Origin of the sequence: Agrobacterium sp. M50-1 (genome assembly GCF_049843495.1) — a bacterium.
GTDB classification, from domain to species: domain Bacteria; phylum Pseudomonadota; class Alphaproteobacteria; order Rhizobiales; family Rhizobiaceae; genus Agrobacterium; species Agrobacterium radiobacter.
In genome coordinates, this window is the sequence record NZ_JBBHZH010000005.1 from 303,262 (window position 1) to 320,016 (window position 16,755).

Consider the following 16,755-nt stretch of genomic DNA (forward strand, 5'->3'; position numbering starts at 1 on the left):
GGTACCGCGCCGCTGGAAGGCTTTGGTCATTTGATCTAAGGGAGTGTTGGAAAGGCGTCAATGTGATTTGGGTGATTTGGCGCGTCAGACGAAAGGCATGGAAATGACACGACTGAAAAACGGCAAGTTGCGACGTAAGGACGGGGTATGGGACCCGTTGAAGCGCAGCGCCGTGGACAAGCAGCAGGCCGAGGTCGTTCAAAAAACACCGCAGTCGGACTCCCCGTCCTATCGCCTCGCCTATGTGGACATGGATTTTCTCTGCCGCGAGGAATTGCGCCCCGTCAGGCTTCAATTGGAACTTCTGAAGACGGAAATGGCGCTCACCGAGCGCGGCATTAAATCCACCGTCGTCATGTTTGGCGGCGCGCGCATTCCCGAACCCGGCGGCGAAGCCTGGGCGGCACGCAACGAGACGCAAAAGCGCAATCTGGAACAGTCCTCGGTCTATTACGACGAGGCGCGCAAGTTCGCCCGTCTTTGCACCGACTATGCCGCGAAATCGGATCACCTTGAATATGTCGTGGTCACCGGCGGCGGTCCGGGCGTCATGGAAGCGGGCAATCGTGGTGCGGCCGATGTGGGTGGCCCGTCCATCGGCCTTAATATCGTCCTGCCGCACGAGCAGGCGCCGAACCCCTATGTGACACCGGAACTGAGCTTCAACTTCCACTATTTCGCCATTCGCAAGATGCATTTCCTGATGCGGGCGAAGGCGGTGGTGATCTTCCCCGGCGGTTTCGGCACGCTGGACGAATTGTTCGAAGCGTTGACCCTGATCCAGACGAAGCGCATGGAGCCCATTCCTCTCATCCTGTTCGGTGAGAAATTCTGGCGATCGGTGATCAATTTCGAGTTCCTGGCGGATTTCGGTACTATCGCGCCTGAAGATATGAATCTTCTGCATTTTGCTGAAACGGCCGACGATGCATGGAAAATCATCTCGGCTCACTACGAGCACTGATTATGCTTGGCGCGACGAAGTAATTTTAGGGCTTAATTAGCAATCTTCTTCTAGTTTTGCCTCGTCGCGCTGCAGCGCACTGTCCCATGGGGACGGGCCTCCATGACGGAGATTTATCATCCGTTGACGTCAGCCTTTTCGGGCGGGCGATTTGATCGAGGCCAAAATGTTCAATTTCAAAGTGAAGTCGCTTGCGACCAAGCTGATCCTCGTAACCGGCTGCGCCATCACCACGGTTCTCGTTGCATCGAATTCCTTCCTCATTTCCCAGACGAGTGAGCGCGTGCACGCGCTGACCATGGATCAGGCCAATACCGAAGCGCGCGCCATCGCCAACGTCATCGCCGCCGATGTGGGTGAACTCGGCAGCGCCGCGCGCTCCATGGCCGGTGTCATCGGCCGTGCGCATCAGGCGAAATCAATGGATCGCCCCGGCATCGTCAACATCCTGAAGGCCAATGTCGAGCAGAACGCCTTTGCCTTTGGCAGCTGGTTCTGTGAGCAGCTCGGCCTTTTTGACGGCCAGACGACGGAGATCGCCAACAGGCTCGATCTCGGCACCAATGCGACCGGCGCCTTCGCTCCTTACTGGTCGAAAACCCAGAAGGGCGAAATCCAGTTCTCGACGTTCAAGAATGACTATGCCGCGGAATGGTATGCGCTTGCCGCCAAGTCCGGCAAGGGCGCGATCACGCAGCCCTATCTCGCCGAAGGCACCGAAGTGCCGACGACGATGACGTCGCTTGCCTATCCCGTCATGTCTGATGGCAAGATGATCGGCGTGGCTGGTGTCGATATCTCGCTGGCCTCGCTGTCGCAGAAGCTGCAGGCGCTGCATCCTTTCGAGACCGGCCGCGTGACGCTCGTTTCGCAGGGCGGCCAGTGGCTGGTGCCGCCGACGCCCGAGCAGAACATGAAAGCCTATGACGGAGACGGTGCAAGCACCGTTCAGGCGGCAATCACGTCAGGCAAGCAGGGCCTCATCGAAAATCTCGGCGTTGATACGGACGCGCCCTATAACCGTCTCGTCTATCCCTTCGCCGTTCCCGGCCTCAACGCGACCTGGGTGGTGCTGGTGGATATTCCCCATCAGGCCCTGAACGCACCGGTTCAGGAGCAGACCTACATGATGATCATCGGCGCGATCGTCATTCTCGCCGCGGTCATCACCGCGCTTTATTTCGCCGTGCGTTATTTCGTCCGTAATCCGCTTGCTTCGCTGGTTTCCGATGTCAGGACGCTGAGCGACGGCCGCTACGATGTGCCGGTTTCCGGACAGGAGCGCCGGGATGAGACGGGCGCCGTCGCTACCGCGCTGGAAGGTTTCCGTGCGAAGCTTGCCGGCATTCGCGAGATGGAGGCTGAAGCCGACGCCCAGCGCGGTCACGCCGAGACGGAGCGCCAGCGATCCGAATTCGAGCGCAATGAGAACAGCCGCATGCAGCAGCACATTGTCGGCGTGCTGGGTGCTGGCCTCAATGCGCTCTCGCAGGGCAATCTCACCTACCGCATCGAGGACGAATTCCCGGGCGAATATGCGAAGCTGCGCGAGGATTTCAACTCGGCGCTTGCGAGCCTCGAGGAAACGGTTTCCACCGTCAACGCAACCGTCGTCAGCATCGGCAACGGCACGGGCGAGATCACCCGCGCCGCCAGCGATCTTTCGCACCGCACGGAACAGCAGGCCGCAAGCCTCGAAGAAACCGCTGCCGCCCTCAATCAGCTGACCGCACAGGTCAATTCCAGCGCGGAAAACGCTGCACAGGCGGCTGGCGCCGTCAGCCATGCCTGCGACGACGCCGGCAAGTCAGGCGAAGTCGTGCAGCAGGCCGTGAATTCCATGGAAGGCATCGCGCAATCCTCGGCCGAAATCTCCCGCATCATCGGTGTTATCGACGAGATTGCCTTCCAGACCAATCTTCTGGCGCTGAATGCGGGCGTCGAAGCCGCCCGCGCGGGTGATGCCGGCAAGGGCTTTGCCGTCGTCGCACAGGAAGTCCGCGAACTGGCGCAGCGGTCCGCCACCGCCGCCAAGGAGATCAAGGGCCTCATCAACACTTCGGCTACCCAGGTGGGCGAGGGCGTCCAGCTGGTCGGCAAGGCCGGTGAGACGATGAAAAAGATCGCCGATCAGGTTCTGCAGATCAACCAGCTGATACGGCAGATCTCTGCCTCCGCCAGCGAACAGGCGGTAGGCCTCAAGGAGATCAATTCCGCCGTCACCCAGATGGATCAGGTGACCCAGCAGAATGCGGCGATGGTGGAAGAAACCACGGCGGCCAGCGTGACGCTGAACAGCGAGGCCGAAACGCTGAAATCGCTCGTTGCCGGTTTCTCCGTTTCCGGCGGCCATTCCAGCCAGCAATTGCGCGCCACTGCTGCGGTGATGCGCGCGCCCGCCGTGCCGGCGCAGGTATCGGGCCGCCCGGCCGCGCCGCGCGCCCGCCCAAGAACCAGCGGCGCAAACGCGCTGGCGCAGGATGACTGGACGGAGTTCTGACGCGCCATTTCCGCCTCAAATAAAAAGGGCCGCTGGTATCGCCAGCGGCCTTTTTTGTCCGCTTCCGTCAGAGACGGGCGAAACGTTCCGTCAGCAACTCGAAGAAGCCGTCGGCATCCACATTGCGCATCACGCGGGCATTGGCGGGCCGTGCGGTAACATTCCACCAGTCCACCACGGTCATGCCCATGGTCAGTTCTGAATGGACCTCGATTTCGACGTTGCACTCGCGACCCTGAAACAGTTCGGGTTTGACGAGATAGGCAATGACGGTCGGATCGTGCAGCGGGCCGCCATCCGAACCGTATTTCTCGATGTCGAAGCGTTCGAAGAATTCCAGCATTTCCGCCATGGCGATGGCCGGCCGTGTGCCGATCTCGCGAATGCGGCTGACCCGGGCCTTGGTCGTCAGCAACTGATGGGTGACGTCGAGCGGCATCATGACAACAGGCATGCCGGATCGGAAGACGATGTCGGCGGCCTGTGGGTCGACATAGATGTTGAATTCCGCCGCCGGTGTGATGTTGCCGCCCTCGAAGAAGCCGCCCCCCATCATCACCAGTTCCTTGACGCGGTCGGCGATCTCAGGCGCCTTCAGGAGCGCCAGCGCCACATTGGTCAGCGCGCCGAGCGTGCAGAGCGTTACGGTGCCGGCGGGTTCCCGCATCAGCGTTTCGATGATGAAATCGACCGCGTGCTGCTTTTGCGCCTCCATGGACGGTTCGTCGAGAACCGGGCCATCGAGGCCGGTGCTGCCGTGAACATGTTCGGCGGTGATGGGCTTGCGTACCAGCGGCTTCTCGGCGCCCTCATAGACTGGAATATCGGTGCGCCCGCACAATTCGCAGATGATGCGGATGTTGCGGCTGGTCAGCTTCAGCGGAACGTTGCCGGCGACGGCGCACAATCCGAGAATGTCGATTTCCTCCGGGCTGGCGAAAGCGAGCATGATTGCCGCTGCGTCGTCCTGGCCGGGATCGGTGTCGATGATGATTTTTCTGCGTTCTGCCATGTCTTGCCCGCCGTTGAGATGAGCGCTTTTTTCGAGCGGCGGGTGCTCACTTGTCAAGTCTCATTCCTGCGGCTTGCCTTTGCCCCGCGTTTCGTCTTGCGCATCGTGGTTCGGCTTCCCATATTGCTGGGGCCGGTGCTATTGACCGGCAAGGTTGCCGGAAGCGGGACCGCGAAACGTCGCTTGGTTGCAAGGACAGAAGAGACATGAGCCGCATGACGCCATTCACCCACCCGCTTCTGCTGGGTTTTGATGCCATGGAAAAAACGCTGGAGCGTATGGCGAAGGCCAATGACGGCTATCCTCCCTACAACATAGAGCGCCTGCCCGGCAGCGAAGATATGCCCGAACGCCTGCGCATCACCATCGCAGTCGCCGGTTTTTCGCAGGATGATCTGGATGTGACGACGGCCGATAACCAGCTTGTCATTCGTGGTCGCCAGCAGGAACAGGAGAAGCGCGATTTTCTCTATCGCGGCATCGCGGCGCGCCAGTTCCAGCGGGTTTTCGTGCTTGCCGATGGCATGCAGGTCAGGGAAGCGCGCCTGCGCAACGGCCTTCTTTCCATCGATCTGGTCCGCCCTGAAATTTTAAACGTGGTGAAGAAAATTAATATTTCCGTCTCAGAGTAGAACGTGAACGCCAGAATCCGGCACGAATCGCTAGGCGTGAAGAAGGAGGCTGAAATATGCTTTTAAAAGAAGCGCATGCGCGTCTCACCCAATCCCAGCTCGCCCATATCGGCGAAGGAGAAGTGGGATATATCCGCAAGATCCGGGCGGAAGACGTCAGCCGCTGTTTCCCGGAAGCGCCTGATCTCGATCCGCAATTGGATCTTTGGGCACTGTTCGGTGCGGATGGTACGCCGATCCTCCTTACGGACAACCGATCAAGTACGTTTTTCAAGGCTGCCGAAGACGATCTCAAGACAGTCAGCCTGCATTGAATAAAAAAGCCCGCTTTTAAGCGGGCTTTATGCTTAGTGGATCAGAGGAACGGGCGCTCCGGCATGTCGTCGATGGAGATGACGCCGTCCTTGTTCCTGTCCAGCCGTTCGAACATCTTTTCGCCGGCGGCGGTGAATTCGGCCTTGCTGACCTGACCGTTCTCGTCGGTATCGGCCCAGCGGATCAGCGCGTAGCCTGCGCCCTTGCCGCCATGCTTGCCCCAGCCCTGATGGCCGAAACGGCCGCCGTGCTCGCGCTCTGCGCGCTTGCCCTCGGGACCCTTGCCTTCATCCGCCTTGGCTTCCTCTCGCTCGGGGCGCGGATGGGCGGCGCGGAAGGCTTCCATCTTCGCCTGACGGTATTCGCGCATCTCCTTCGGCGTGATCGAGCCGTCCTTGTCCTTGTCGATCTCAGTGAAGAGCGCGTCCTGACGGGCGGCGAATTCCTCCTTGGAAATCTTGCCGTCCTTGTTGGCGTCGGCAACCTTCAGCAGGTGAACGAAAGCCGCTTCCGGCCGGATCGGCATGCGATCCTTGTGGCCCTTGCCGGGCGCAGCGAAACTGGCCGTTGCGGCCGTGCTGAGCACAAGGGCTGCGCCAAGAGCAGACAGGGCGATTTTGCGTGTGGTCATCGTCATTACCTTTCTTTGGTGTCCCTGAAGAAAAGATAGTGACGTCCAGCAAGCCTCACCACTTAAACATCCGTAAGGTGGATGAAGCTTCGGTAATGTTCGCTGCTCAGCGGGTGATGGTTTTCGTCAGGAACCCGGTCAGGTCGTCGGTAATGTAGTCGATATGCTCATCCGTCACGGCCGGGATTTCCCAGCGTTCCATGATGACGCCCTCAAGATTTGAAGGCACGAGCAATACGGTCTTCATGCCCAGCGCCTTGGGGGCGGCAAGATTGCGCGGCAGATCCTCGAACATGGCGGCTTTTTTCGTGTCGAGTTTCGAAAGTGCTGCGAATTTCTCATAGGTCGCGCTGGCTGGTTTCGGCAGGTATCCCGCGGCGACGATATCGAAAATATCCTCGAAATGATCGAGAATGCCGAGCGCGCCAGCGGCGGCCTGCGCGTGTTTCACGCTGCCATTGGTGAGGATGAACTTGCGACCAGGCAAAGCCTTGATTGCCTCACCAAGTTCCGGATGCGGTTTCAGCGCCGAATAATCTATGGCGTGGGCGCGTTCCAGAAACTCGTCCGGGCTGATGCCGTAATGGATCATCAGGCCCTGCAGCGTCGTGCCGTGGTCGTGATAATACCGTTTCTGCAGCACCCGGGCTTCCTCGGGGTCAAGCTTCAGAAGTTCCGCCACATAGGCCGTCATGTTTCGATCGATCTGCGAAAACAGATTGATGTGATGCGGATAGAGCGTGTTGTCGAGATCGAAGACCCATTCGCTTACATGGTCGAAATCGGCGGCTTCGGGCAGGTTTTTCGGCTTTGTGTCCATGGGCTGCTTTATGCCCTTTTCGAATGACGAAGAAAATCGAAAAGACGACGATTGGTCAGAAAATCGGGCTTGGCTGCGGCCTCCGGCGCATGATACCGCCAAAGCCATGGAACTCTGGATAGGCATAACCTTCGCAAGCGCGTTCTTGCAGAACCTGCGCTCGACCCTGCAAAAGCACCTCAAGGGGATGATGGGCACCACGGGCGCGACCTTTGTGCGCTTCGTGTTCGGCATGCCCTTCGCTCTCGCCTATCTCGCTTTTCTGCATTTCGGGCTCGGTCGCCCGCTGCCGGTGCCCAACATGTCCTTCGCTTTGTGGGCGACTGTCGGAGCCATGGCGCAGATCGCCGCCACCTTCCTGCTGGTGCACCTGTTCTCCTTCCGCAATTTTGCGGTGGGAACAGCCTATTCCCGCACAGAGCCGGCGCAGGCGGCGCTGTTCGCGCTTATCTTCATCGGTGAAAGCGTCAATGGCGGTACATTGGCGGCCATCGCCATCTCGGTCGCCGGTGTCATGCTGATTTCGGTGGCGCGCACGGAAGTCACGCCCGCTTCCTTCTTCACCTCGATCTTCAGCCGGACGGCGGGCATCGGCCTTGCCTCGGGCGCTTTCTTCGGCCTGTCGTCGGTTGCCTACCGATCGGCGTCGCTCGCGCTTGCGCCGAGCCTTCCCGTTCCTGACGCGATGATGCAGGCGGGCTTCACGCTCGTCGTCGTCATCGTCATGCAGACCGTGTCGATGTTCCTGTGGATCATCTGGCGCGAGAGGGAAGAATTGCGACGCATTGCCAGGGTGTGGAAACCGTCGCTTGCAGTCGGTTTCGTGGGCGCCACGGCCTCATTCGGCTGGTTCACGGCAATGACCCTGCAGCAGGCCGCCGTGGTGAAGGCATTGGCGCAGGTGGAGATGCTCTTCGCCTTCGCCTCGACCGTGCTTTTCTTCAAGGAGAAGATCAACCGGCTCGAACTCTCCGGTTGCCTGCTGATTGTCGTGGGTGTGCTGTCGCTTCTGGTCTTCGGCTGAAAGCCAGCCGTGGCGGACAGATTTGCCGTCCGCCACCTGAAGCATGTCAGGGCACGATGAGCGTGCCTGCGCCTTCCGTGAAGATTTCCAGAAGGACGGAGTGGGGCGTCTTGCCGTTAAGGATCACCACGCCCTGAACACCAGCCTTGATGGCGTCGATGCAGGTCTCGACCTTCGGGATCATGCCACCGGAAATCGTGCCGTCCTTGATGAGCGCACGCGCCTGCGAGACGGTGAGTTCCTTGATGAGTTCCTTGTTCTTGTCGAGAACGCCGGGAACGTCGGTGAGAAACAGCAGACGCGAGGCGTGAAGCGCACCGGCAATCGCGCCGGCGAAGGTATCGGCGTTGATATTGTAGGTGGCGCCATCGCGGCCAGGCGCGACCGGGGCGATGACCGGGATCATTTCCGATTTGGCGAGCAGGTCGAGCAGGGTGCGGTCGACTTCGGTGACTTCGCCGACGAAGCCGAGATCGAGCACGCGTTCGATATTGCTGTCAGGATCGATGACGGTCTTTTTCGCCTTTTCGGCGAAGACCATGTTGCCGTCCTTGCCGCACAGGCCGATGGCCCATTCGCCTGTCTGGTTGATGAGGGCGACGATTTCCTTGTTGATCGAGCCGGCCAGAACCATTTCGACGATCTCGACCGTCTTGGCGTCGGTGACGCGCAGGCCGCCCTCGAATTTCGATTCGATGCCCATCTTGGTCAGCATCGCGCCGATTTGCGGGCCGCCGCCATGCACGACGATCGGGTTTATGCCTGATTGCTTCAACAGCGCGATGTCTTCCGCGAAAGCCTTGCCGAGCGTGGAATCCCCCATGGCGTGACCGCCATATTTCACCACGATGGTCTTGTTCTCGTATTTCTGCATAAAAGGCAGAGCCTGTGCGAGCAGCCGCGCCTGAGTTTCGCTTTCGGAAGACGTCATCTAAAAACCTCGGTCTGTGGTTGCGGCTGTTGAGAGCCTGTCATCGCTCTAAAGCAAGTCTTTGACGGATGAAATAACCTCTCGGCCTTATTGTGTCGGCAGCAGTCAAATTTCTTTTTTTTGGCGTTCCGGGCCCTGTAATGCGATTGACATAAAGGCCCAATGGGACCAGCCTTGCAGGGGAAAGGGGAGGGGTGAATTCAGGGCGACAGAAGATGTCGCGCGCCGCGCAAGCGATGCTGACCTGAACGACCGAGGAGCGAGAGACCACATGACGGCACCCGATCGAGACAAGCAAAGCGGTTTGCGGGACGAAGTCCTTGCGGGCGAATATGTGCTGGGTGCCTTGCCGCCTGAGAGCATGGCGGAGCTTGCCAAGCGCATCAAACGCGACCGCCAGTTCGCGGCCATGGTCAGGCGCTGGCGGGACAATCTGGCGGAAACCGAATATCGTGAAAACGCGAGCGTCGCCGCCCTGCTCGAACGGGATCCAAGCCGCTCCGGCCTGCCATTCAGGAGCCAGCCGCTACGGGGTGGCAGCATGTTCGCTGCCATATTTTCGGAGGTCTGGCATTCGGTGCGCTTCTGGCGCCTTCTGGCATTGACGGCGATGCTCTGGACCGCCGTTCTGCTTTTCACTATCGCCTGAGCGGCGCGCCTCTCAAAGAGAGATCGTTCTGACGATCTCGGCCCGCAGGCTATCCAGCCCAAACGATTTTTCCGAGGACGTGGCGAGAACTTCCGGATAGGCGGCAGGGCGCTTGCGGATTTTTTCAAGCGTTTCGCCGATTAGCCGAGGAACGCCGACATCCTTGATCTTGTCCGTCTTCGTCAGCACGATCTGGTAGGACACGGCGGCCTTGTCGAGCAGGGTCAGAACCTCTTCGTCATTCTTTTTCACGCCGTGGCGGGAATCGATCAGCACGTAAACGCGCTTCAGCGTCGCACGGCCGCGCAGATAATCGAAGACAAGCTTCGTCCAGGCGTCAACATGATCCTTGGGGGCCTGTGCATAACCATAACCAGGCATGTCGACCAGCGCCATCGGCGGCAGGTCGCCCGCTTCGCCGGAATAACCATCCGGAACGAAGTAGTTGAGTTCCTGCGTGCGTCCGGGCGTGTTGGACGTGCGGGCAAGCCCCTTGTGGCCCACCAGCGCATTGATGAGCGAGGACTTGCCGACATTCGAACGACCGGCGAAGGCAATCTCCGGCGGGCCTTCGGGCGGCAGGAATTTCATTGCGGGGACGCCGCGAATGAAAATCCAGGGTCGCCCGAACAGGGGCTTTTCGGTTGCCGTGCCGGTCTCACTCATTTCGATTGCACCGGCTTTCGCTTGAACAGCCCCTTGATATTATCGAACAGTTCGATCTTGGCGCCCTGACGCTTCATGATGACGGCCTGCTGGGTGATGGAGAGCGTATTGTTCCATGCCCAGTAGATGACCAGACCGGCCGGGAAGGAGGCCAGCATGAAGGTGAAGATCAGCGGCATCCAGTTAAAGATCATCGCCTGCGTCGGATCGGGGGGTGTCGGGTTCATGCGCATCTGCAGGAACATGGTGATGCCCATGACCAGCGGCCAGACGCCGATCATCAGGAAGTGCGGCACGTCGTATGGCAGAAGGCCGAACAGGTTGAAGAGCGACGTCGGATCGGGCGCGGAAAGGTCGTGAATCCAGCCGAAGAACGGTGCATGCCGCATTTCGATCGTGACGTAGATGACCTTGTAAAGCGCGAAGAAGACCGGAATCTGTAGAAGCATCGGCCAGCAGCCGGCAACCGGGTTGATCTTCTCTTCCTTGTAGAGCTGCATCATCGCCTGCTGCATGGCCATGCGGTCATCGCCATGCTTGGCTTTCAGCTCTTCCATCTTTGGCTGCACGCGCTTCATGTTCGCCATGGAAGCATATTGCTTGCTGGCGAGCGGGAAGAAGAGCGCCTTGACGACGATGGTGGTGAGCAGGATGGCCACGCCGAAATTGCCAAAATAACGGAAGAAGAAATCCATCATTTTGAACATCGGCTTGGTGATGAAGTAGAACCAGCCCCAGTCGATCAGAAGGTCGAACTTCGGAATGGAATATTCTTTTTCATAGCGATCGACCAGCGGCACTTCCTTGGCGCCGGCGAAGACAAGGCTCTTCAGCTCGATGGACTGGCCGGGTTCGACCGTCATCGTGTCGCTCTTGAAATCCGCCTGGTAGCTCGGCTGATTGCCGGTGATATGCGAAAAGCGGGTTTCGAACGGCGTTGTCTGCGGCGGAACGATGGCTGCAGCCCAATATTTGTCGGTAATGCCGAGCCAGCCGCCGGTCGCCTTGGCAATAGTTACCGGTGCTTCTTCAACATTCTTGTATTTTTCTTCCGTCAGGCTGCCGTCTTTGCCCGAAACGCCAAGAAAGCCTTCATGGATGACGAAGACGGGCGGGATCGCCGGCTTGTTGTTGCGCGTCACACGGCCATAGGTGGCGAAGGACACCGCAGCCTGTCCCGGGTTCTCGACCTTGTCGGCGACCGAGATCATGTAATGCTCGTCGATCGAAATCGTACGGGAGAAAATCACGCCCTTGGAATTGGTGTAGGTGAGGGTGACCGGGGTGGTTTCCGTCAGCTTCTCACCGCTTGCAAGCGTCCAGACGGTGGTCGGACCGGGAACGCCGCCGACTTCCTGTGCAGCAACAAAACCGAGTTCGGTGAAGTAGCCGTCCTTGGTGTCGGAGGGCGAGAACAGCGTGATGATCGGGCTCGAGTCATCGACGGTCTCATGGTAATCCTTGAGCCGGATGTCATCGAAACGGGCGCCGGTGAGATTGATCGAACCGGCGATGGCGTTGGTGTCGATGGCCACACGCTGGGTTCTTGCAATCGACTCGTCACGGGTCGCCGTTGCGGCGGTCTGCGGCGAGGAGGCGGGCGGTGTGCCTTCGACGGCTGCACCAGGCGCGGCACCAGGTGCCGGCTGCTGTTGCTGCGTCGTCTGCTGCTGCGCCTGGCGGGCCTCTTCGGCGCGGCGCTGCTGCTCGATACGCGGATTCATGTAAAGGAATTGCCAGGCGAGGACGATGACAACCGAAAGGGCTATCGCGATGAAGTAATTGCGGTTCTTTTCCATCATTCTTTCCTGGAGCGGGTCTCCTGGGACCGTTTCGGTTTCGCCGTTCCTTCAATGCGCTCGGCAAGGAGAGACTGAAGTTTCGGGAAGGCCGTATCGAGCACATCCCTGCGGGCGACAATCACATAGTCATGACCGGGCTTCATTGCGACCCCGGCAGAAAGCCTGACGGCTTCCCTGAGACGGCGGCGCATGCGATTTCGCTCGACCGCGTTGCCTTGTCTTTTTGTTACGGTAAAACCGACGCGAGGCTCGGTTTCCGGGGCTTTCCGGTCAAGCACTTCCAGAAGAAAGGTGCTTCCCCGCCGTTTTTCCCCCGCCTGAACGGCAAGAAACTCCGACCGGTTTTTAAGCCGGCCGGGGTGTTTTTCAGTCTTGCTCATGTGCCCACGACTTTCATCGGGCCACAGGCTCGGCAATTAAGCCGACAGACGTGCGCGGCCGCGCGCACGGCGGGCTGCGAGAACCTTGCGGCCGCCGGCGGTAGCCATGCGGGCACGGAAACCATGACGACGCTTGCGAACAAGCTTGGACGGTTGGTAAGTACGCTTCGACATTTATTTAATACCGCGGTGTGCGGCCCTTCTTGAATTTGCAATTATTTGCAAGAGCGTTTCGTTTTTTGCACGGCTAACCCCGCCTGGGCGAGCTTTCAATGGCCGAGCGTGCGCGGCTTATAAGGGCATAGGCCGAGCAAAGTCAATTGCCGAAGGGGTTTTCGCGGTTCACCTTTTGCGGAAAACGCACCGCAATCTCCTTCGCCGACTGTCGATTGAGGCTGATTCCGACGCGCAATCGATAAAATCCGAAATTCTTTCTTAACGCCGGATTGATAAATCTTGTGACGCGAAAAGTTATGCCAGCTTCCCATTTTCATTGCGCGGCTGGTTTTTGTTGGGGGAACGAAATTGAGAATTCGCGGTCGTATCAATCTACTTGTCGGGCTTATGAGCCTCGTTGCCTGCACCATCGGCGGGCTTTCCATCTATGCGATCAACGAGTTCCGGGTCAGGTCGCATCATTTCGAGGAGACTGCCGAAAGGGCCTACAAGGGCGAGGCGCTTAACCGTCTGGTGACAGCAGTCGTCATGGAGGCGCGCGGCGTCTATGCGGCGGCGGATGTGGCCGCAGCCACCCCCTTTGCCGACGGCATGGTCAAAAACCTTGACGCCATGGAAAAGCTGATTGCCAGCTGGGCTCAGCTCGTGCCGGCGGAACAGCGGACGAGTTTCGACAAGCTTGTCGGCCGGTCCAAGGAATTCCGGACCTTCCGTCTGGAGACTGTCCGGCTGGCGAAGGAGAGCGGGCCGCAGGCAGCCGCCCAACAGGGCAACAATGAGGCGAACCGCGCCAACCGCAAGGCCTATCAGGCGGAGATCGATGGTGTCGTGAAAAACGACATTGCCGAACTGGAAGTCGTAAAGGCAGGAATGGATTCTTTCAGCACCGCCATATTCTGGGTGATCGTCGCCGTGACGGTTGCAGGTGTCGGCGCAGGCGCCGCCTTCGGCCTCTACATCGGAACGCGGCAGCTCAGCGCGCCCATCCGCAGGGTTTCGCAGGTGATGAATGCGGTGGCCGATGGAAATCTGGACGCGGAAGTCCCCTATCTCGGCCGCAACGACGAGATCGGTGAAATGGCCGCCGCCGTCGAGGTCTTCAAGAACAACGGCCGCGAGGTGCGCCGCATGAATGCGCAGGAGACCGCCATGCGCGCCAAGAGCGACGACCTGCAGGCCGGCATGGCCGTCGTCGTCGACGCCGCGGCCCAGGGCGATTTCAGCCGCCGCATCAACAAGGATTATGGCGACGAAAACCTCAATCGTTTCGCCGCGACGATCAATTCGCTCCTCACGGGGGTCCATAACGGCGTATCCGAGACCAGCCGCGTCATTGAAGGTCTGGCGCGGGGTGATCTGACGGAGAAGATGGACGGCGAATTCCGCGGTGTGTTCGCCGAACTCCAGGAGAACGTCAACCAGACGCTGACGAAGCTGCGCGAGACGATGAGGGAGGTGCGCGGCAGCACGGAGGGCATCAGCGGCAACGCAAGTGAACTGCGCTCGGCGGCCGACGACCTGTCGAAGCGAACGGAACAGCAGGCTGCGGCGCTGGAGGAAACCTCCGCCGCCCTGGACGAAATCACCGCCGTTGTTCGCAATTCCACCGACCGTGCGCAGGAAGCCAGCGCCATGGTTGCCGAAACCAAGCAGAAGACGGAGGAATCCGCCAGTGTCGTGCGCGATGCCGTCTCCGCCATGGATCGCATCGAGCATGCCTCGCGGGAAATCAGCCAGATCATCAACGTCATCGACGAGATCGCCTTCCAGACCAACCTTCTCGCGCTGAACGCCGGCGTGGAAGCGGCGCGTGCTGGCGAAGCCGGCAAGGGCTTCGCCGTCGTCGCGCAGGAAGTGCGGGAACTGGCGCAGCGTTCCGCAACGGCTGCAAAGGACATCAAGGCGCTGATCACCAAATCCGGCCAGGAGGTCGGACGCGGCGTGTCGCTGGTGCAGAAAACCGGCAGCGCACTAAGCGAGATCGAGACCCGCGTTCTGACGATCAATGAGCACATCCATTCGATCGCGACGGCGGCCAGGGAGCAGTCCACCGGACTGCACGAGGTGAATACCGCCATCAACCAGATGGATCAGGTGACGCAGCGCAATGCCGCCATGGTGGAGGAGACCTCGGCCGCAACTCACAAGCTGAGCAGCGAAGCGGATCATCTCGTGACGCTGGTGACCCGTTTCAATGTTGGCGCCGAAAATGCACAGCGCAGCCACCATTTCAAGCAGCCTGCAAGACCGGTGACGGCATCCGCCGGACCGGTTGCGGTCTCCGGCAGGACGGCGGCGGTGGCGTCTCCGGCCCGCAAATTGATGAACAGCGTCAGTCGTGCGCTCAACGCCCAGCCCGCTGCAGCACCGGCGCATGGCGACTGGCAGGAATTCTAGGCGACCTGCGGTTCCGCCTCAAACAGGCTTATGTTGCGAACGCCGCCCCTTTCGGGCGGCGTTTGTTTTCCGGCAATGAAAACGTTTGTTTTGCAGCGCATTGGAAAAATATCCATTAGGTCCTATTATCTTCGCTGCATATAAACCGAGCCGTTCCACGCAAGCAGCGGCGCGCATACAGGATCATGGCCCGGTGTTTTCTAAAGGCGTAGACAGCTTGGACCGCACGCAAGACGATCCGGTGCACTGCATGCCGGGATTGACCGCCGGTCTTTCCGGGCGGCTGCTGCTGCTCACGGTCATTTTCGTGATGATCGCCGAAGTGCTGATCTTCGTGCCTTCCGTCGCCAATATGCGTCTTTCCTGGCTGCGGGACCGTCTGAATACGGCCGCCGCCGCCGGCGCGGTGATTGATGGCTTGCAGGCCGAACTGCCGCGAAGCGTGCAGAACGACACGCTGATGGCAACCGGGGCGAAGCTTATCGCGCTGCGAAAGGACGGCACCTCGCGTCTGCTTGCCGTGGCGGAAACACCGCCCGGTGTCGACGAGCAATATGATCTTTCCGATGTTTCGCAGGTGGCGGCGGTGCGGGATGCCTTCTCCACCCTGCTGTTTGGCGGCAACCGTGTCATCCGCGTTTTCGATGTGGTGGGCGACAGCGATACCATCATCGAGCTGGTGCTGGGCGAAAACAAGCTGCGGGCGGCGATGCTTGCCTATGCCCGCAACGTTTTCCTGATTTCCATCGTCCTGTCGCTGATCACGGCCGGCCTGATATTCATCTCCATCAACCGCATCATGATCCGGCCGATACGTCGGCTGACGCTCGGCATGCAGAATTTCTCCGAGGATCCGGGTAATCCCGAGCGGATTTTCGTGCCCGAGGAGGGGACGGACGAACTGTCGGTTGCGGGCCGCCACCTTGCGGATATGCAGACCGAACTGCAGAAAACCCTGCGCCAGCAGAAGAACCTCGTGGATCTCGGCCTTGCGGTGTCGAAGATCAACCATGACATGCGCAACATCCTCTCCTCCGCGCAGCTGATGTCCGACCGGCTTGTGGATGCCAAGGACCCGATGGTCAGGAGCTTCGCGCCGAAGCTTCTGCGCACCATCGACCGTGCCGTGGCCTATACGGGCGAGGTTCTGGCCTATGGCCAGGCGACCGAAGGCGCGCCGAAACGCAAGATGGTGCAGTTGAGCCTTCTGGTGCGGGATGTGCGCGATATTCTGGCGCTCGATCCCGACAGCGGTATCGAGTTTCACGACAGCGTCCCCTCGGATCTCACGATCGATGCGGATTCCGAACAGCTTTTCCGGGTCATCCATAATCTCTGTCGCAATGCCGTTCAGGCTCTGCAATCCGATGCCACGAATGCCGCGCCGAGACACCTTTCCATCCTGGCCCAGAGAGCCGGCAGCGTCGTCAGCATCGTCATCGACGACAATGGGCCGGGAATGCCGCGCAAGGCCAAGGAAAACCTGTTTTCCGCTTTCAGGGGGTCTGCCCGCTCCGGCGGCACCGGCCTTGGGCTGGTCATTGCCCGCGAACTGGTGCTTGCTCATGGCGGCACCATCGCGCTCGTCGAAAAGCCCGGTCCCGGCACGCAGTTCCGCATTGAAATCGCCGACCGCGCCGCCTCCGTGCAGGCCGCCAGAACCGCCTGAAAAACCCGCACCGCAGCAGGCCCGTGAAATCATTATCTCCGCCGGAATGGACATGGTCTCAGGCCCGTGGAAAATGAGGCGCATGGAATTTTCAATATAATCAATAAGATACAGGAATTGCTGCGGAAAAATGACAATTTCCAAACGAAATCGCTTGCATTCGGAATGAGGACGTTTTAGAGGATC

At 59.7% G+C, this 16,755-nt stretch carries 16 protein-coding genes; 8 read left to right on the plus strand and 8 right to left on the minus strand.

Features of this window, described 5'->3' with window-relative positions:
• Window positions 1-97: 97 nt before the first annotated feature.
• Together WDZ78_RS14820 and WDZ78_RS14825 are read left to right on the plus strand one after the other, a co-directional pair.
• The gene (locus WDZ78_RS14820; protein WP_020011037.1) at window positions 98-964 is read left to right on the plus strand and encodes an LOG family protein; all 867 of its coding nucleotides are present in this window, start codon (window positions 98-100) and stop codon (window positions 962-964) included.
• 166 nt (window positions 965-1,130) lie between these two features.
• Window positions 1,131-3,464 (plus strand): methyl-accepting chemotaxis protein, encoded by a 2,334-nt coding sequence (locus WDZ78_RS14825; protein ID WP_425673443.1) that lies wholly within the window; start codon window positions 1,131-1,133, stop codon window positions 3,462-3,464.
• A gap of 67 nt (window positions 3,465-3,531) precedes the next feature.
• Here WDZ78_RS14825 and WDZ78_RS14830 read toward each other — a convergent pair whose 3' ends face one another.
• Complete coding sequence (locus WDZ78_RS14830; RefSeq protein ID WP_425673444.1) at window positions 3,532-4,476, minus strand: nucleoside hydrolase; 945 nt, start codon at window positions 4,474-4,476, stop codon at window positions 3,532-3,534.
• Window positions 4,477-4,682: 206 nt separating this feature from the next.
• On the opposite strand from WDZ78_RS14830, the gene WDZ78_RS14835 reads away from it, so the two are divergent.
• On the plus strand, window positions 4,683-5,108 hold the full coding sequence (locus WDZ78_RS14835) for an Hsp20 family protein (protein WP_020011033.1): 426 nt from the start codon (window positions 4,683-4,685) through the stop codon (window positions 5,106-5,108).
• Window positions 5,109-5,164: 56 nt separating this feature from the next.
• A complete protein-coding gene (locus WDZ78_RS14840; RefSeq protein WP_003503706.1) occupies window positions 5,165-5,422 on the plus strand; it encodes a DUF1150 family protein in 258 nt (85 codons plus the stop codon).
• A 41-nt stretch (window positions 5,423-5,463) separates the two neighbouring features.
• Here WDZ78_RS14840 and WDZ78_RS14845 read toward each other — a convergent pair whose 3' ends face one another.
• Complete coding sequence (locus WDZ78_RS14845) at window positions 5,464-6,060, minus strand: EF-hand domain-containing protein (RefSeq protein ID WP_020011032.1); 597 nt, start codon at window positions 6,058-6,060, stop codon at window positions 5,464-5,466.
• Window positions 6,061-6,160: 100 nt separating this feature from the next.
• Entirely contained in the window at window positions 6,161-6,874 is a 714-nt protein-coding gene (locus tag WDZ78_RS14850) for a pyrimidine 5'-nucleotidase (protein ID WP_020011031.1), read from the minus strand.
• A 106-nt stretch (window positions 6,875-6,980) separates the two neighbouring features.
• Here WDZ78_RS14850 and WDZ78_RS14855 point away from each other — a divergent pair, with 106 nt between their 5' ends.
• The gene (locus WDZ78_RS14855; RefSeq protein ID WP_026363795.1) at window positions 6,981-7,898 is read left to right on the plus strand and encodes a DMT family transporter; all 918 of its coding nucleotides are present in this window, start codon (window positions 6,981-6,983) and stop codon (window positions 7,896-7,898) included.
• 46 nt (window positions 7,899-7,944) lie between these two features.
• Here WDZ78_RS14855 and argB read toward each other — a convergent pair whose 3' ends face one another.
• Window positions 7,945-8,829 carry an acetylglutamate kinase gene (gene argB / locus WDZ78_RS14860; RefSeq protein WP_003503698.1) on the minus strand — a complete coding sequence of 295 codons (885 nt, stop codon included), beginning with the start codon at window positions 8,827-8,829 and terminating at the stop codon, window positions 7,945-7,947.
• Between the two features lie 271 nt (window positions 8,830-9,100).
• Here argB and WDZ78_RS14865 point away from each other — a divergent pair, with 271 nt between their 5' ends.
• The gene (locus tag WDZ78_RS14865; RefSeq protein ID WP_020011029.1) at window positions 9,101-9,478 is read left to right on the plus strand and encodes a hypothetical protein; all 378 of its coding nucleotides are present in this window, start codon (window positions 9,101-9,103) and stop codon (window positions 9,476-9,478) included.
• A gap of 12 nt (window positions 9,479-9,490) precedes the next feature.
• Here the strand turns inward: WDZ78_RS14865 and yihA are convergent, their stop codons facing one another.
• Genes yihA through rpmH form a run of 4 tightly spaced genes read right to left on the minus strand, consistent with a single transcriptional unit; the run spans window position 9,491 to window position 12,500 of the window.
• Window positions 9,491-10,144, minus strand: a complete 654-nt coding sequence (yihA, locus tag WDZ78_RS14870; RefSeq protein ID WP_003503694.1) for a ribosome biogenesis GTP-binding protein YihA/YsxC — start codon at window positions 10,142-10,144, stop codon at window positions 9,491-9,493.
• Entirely contained in the window at window positions 10,141-11,943 is a 1,803-nt protein-coding gene (gene yidC / locus WDZ78_RS14875) for a membrane protein insertase YidC (protein ID WP_020011028.1), read from the minus strand. Before yidC ends, yihA begins: the two co-directional genes overlap by 4 nt.
• A complete protein-coding gene (rnpA, locus tag WDZ78_RS14880; RefSeq protein ID WP_003503690.1) occupies window positions 11,943-12,326 on the minus strand; it encodes a ribonuclease P protein component in 384 nt (127 codons plus the stop codon). Before rnpA ends, yidC begins: the two co-directional genes overlap by 1 nt.
• Window positions 12,327-12,362: 36 nt before the next feature.
• Entirely contained in the window at window positions 12,363-12,500 is a 138-nt protein-coding gene (gene rpmH / locus WDZ78_RS14885; RefSeq protein WP_003493611.1) for a 50S ribosomal protein L34, read from the minus strand.
• A gap of 351 nt (window positions 12,501-12,851) precedes the next feature.
• Here rpmH and WDZ78_RS14890 point away from each other — a divergent pair, with 351 nt between their 5' ends.
• Window positions 12,852-14,900 carry a methyl-accepting chemotaxis protein gene (locus WDZ78_RS14890; RefSeq protein ID WP_425673445.1) on the plus strand — a complete coding sequence of 683 codons (2,049 nt, stop codon included), beginning with the start codon at window positions 12,852-12,854 and terminating at the stop codon, window positions 14,898-14,900.
• A 250-nt stretch (window positions 14,901-15,150) separates the two neighbouring features.
• A complete protein-coding gene (locus WDZ78_RS14895) occupies window positions 15,151-16,569 on the plus strand; it encodes an ATP-binding protein (RefSeq protein WP_425673483.1) in 1,419 nt (472 codons plus the stop codon).
• Window positions 16,570-16,755: the final 186 nt, after the last annotated feature.